Here is a 2,169-nt window from a genome sequence, read left to right on the forward strand (position 1 = left end):
GCCAGGGCGCCGCTGACCGGTGGACGGCACCGAGCCGTACGCTTGAACTTGGAAGGGGGAGGCCTCGCGGCCTCCCCCTTTTTTGCGTTTACGCGCAACATTCCTTCTGCAATTAAATCAATTTAATCATCCACCGCTGAATATAGACGTTCACCGTTCTTTGGTCGGTTCTTTGTTCTCAATGGACTAATATTTGCTTTAGCGCACTGCTGCGCTTGTCCTGTTTTACACGGGTCGTTTTATTGATTGTGACGGAAGGACTCATATGGCAGATGTTCATGAGCTGCTTGATACTTGGATTGCCAATGTCAAGGACGAGGAGCTCCTCGCTGAGCTTAACACGATGAAGGAGCAGGGTGATGAGGACGCCATCACCGACGCTTTCTTCCAGGATCTTGCCTTCGGTACTGCCGGCCTTCGCGGCACTATCGGTGCGGGCACTAACCGTATGAATATCTATACGGTCGGTCGTGCGACCCAGGGATTCGCTGACTACCTCAATGCGACCTTCGAGCATCCGACGGTCGCCATCGCTCGCGATAGCCGCAATAAAGGTGAGCTGTTCGTCAAGACGACGGCTGCCATTCTTGCAGCAAACGGCGTGACTGCCCTCGTGTATCCTAAGATTTCTCCTGTGCCGACGCTCTCCTGGGCCGTCCGCGACCTTAAGTGCTCCGGTGGCATTTGCATGACCGCTAGTCATAATCCGGCGCCTTATAACGGCTATAAGGCCTATGGCCCCGACGGCTGCCAGATCACCAGCGAGGCCGCCGATGCAATTTCTAAGGCTATCGCCGAGACCGATACGTTCACCGGCGTGAAGTCCATGGACTTCGATGAGGCTCTTGAGCAGGGTCTGGTCAAATGGATCGATGACTCGTGCCTCGAGCGTTATTACGACGCCGTTCTCGCCCGCGGCGTGACTAACCTTTCTGCCGAGGAGATCGCTGGCGCTCCGCTTAAGCTCGTCTACACTCCGCTCAACGGCACTGGCCTCATTCCCGTCACGACGGTGCTCGAGCGCGCTGGCATCACTGATGTCACGGTTGTTCCCGAGCAGAAGGAGCCTAACGGCGATTTCCCGACCTGCCCGTATCCTAACCCCGAGATTCGTCAGGCCATGCAGAAGGGCATTGACCTGTGCGAGCAGGTTCACCCCGATCTGCTGCTTGCAACCGATCCTGACGCCGATCGCGTTGGCGTTGCCGTTAAGAATGGCGATGACTATCTGCTGCTGACCGGCAATGAGATGGGCGTTCTGCTGCTTGACTATATCTGCAAGACCCGCGCTGCTCGCGGTGAGGACCTCACTAAGAAGGTTGCTGTCACTACTATCGTTTCTTCCGCCATGGTTGACGCTCTGGCCGACGAGTACGGTTTTGAGCTCCGCCGCTGCCTGACGGGCTTCAAGTACATCGGCGACATCATTACTTCTCTTTCCGATGCTGGCGAGGTCGATCGCTTTATCTTCGGTTTTGAGGAGAGCTACGGCTATCTGGCCGGTGACCACGTGCGCGACAAGGACGCCGTGAGCACTTCTCTTCTGATTTGCCAGATGGCGCAGTATTACAAGCTCCAGGGCAAGAACCTTGCAGATGCGATGCACGAGCTGTACGAGAAGTATGGCTACTATCACAACAAGACGATTTCGCTGAGCTATCCGGGCGCTGAGGGTGCGGCAAAGATGGCCGGCATCATGGCTGGTCTGCGCGAGAACCCGCCCGCGGAGCTCGCCGGTTCCAAGATTGAGGCTGTCGTGGATTACAACACCTGCGTGAACGGCCTGCCGAAGGCTAACGTCATTGAGTTCGATCTTGAGGGCGGCAACAAGGGTATTGTTCGTCCTTCCGGCACCGAGCCCAAGATTAAGCTGTACATCTTCGCTAAGGGCGCGGATGCCGCCGAGGCTGATGCCGCACTTGACGCGATTGAGGAGTCTGGTCGCAAGTTGTTGGCCTAAGGCTTTGAAAGCCTATTTCTACAGTTAGACGGAGGAGGGGATCTCGGAAACGAGGTCCCCTCTTTATTACCGGCAAACACAGCTGAGAATCACAAAATGTGTAGGAAATGTGTACGCCCAGATTCCCGCCCGCGGGGCCCCTCCGGTCTGGCAATATATCTCCTTGCCGCGCGGCCCGGTGGAACCGGATCGGCCGCAAAGCGTGCACC

1 protein-coding gene is annotated in these 2,169 nt (G+C 56.6%); it reads left to right on the top strand.

Annotation, left to right across the window (positions count from 1 at the left end):
• The first annotated feature begins 265 nt into the window (after positions 1 to 265).
• Complete coding sequence (locus tag AAA069_RS09915) at positions 266 to 1,960, top strand: phospho-sugar mutase (RefSeq protein WP_006235592.1); 1,695 nt, start codon at positions 266 to 268, stop codon at positions 1,958 to 1,960.
• Positions 1,961 to 2,169 lie beyond the last annotated feature (209 nt).

The organism is Collinsella sp. CLA-SR-H006 (assembly GCF_040097075.1).
Taxonomy (GTDB): Bacteria; Actinomycetota; Coriobacteriia; order Coriobacteriales; family Coriobacteriaceae; genus Collinsella.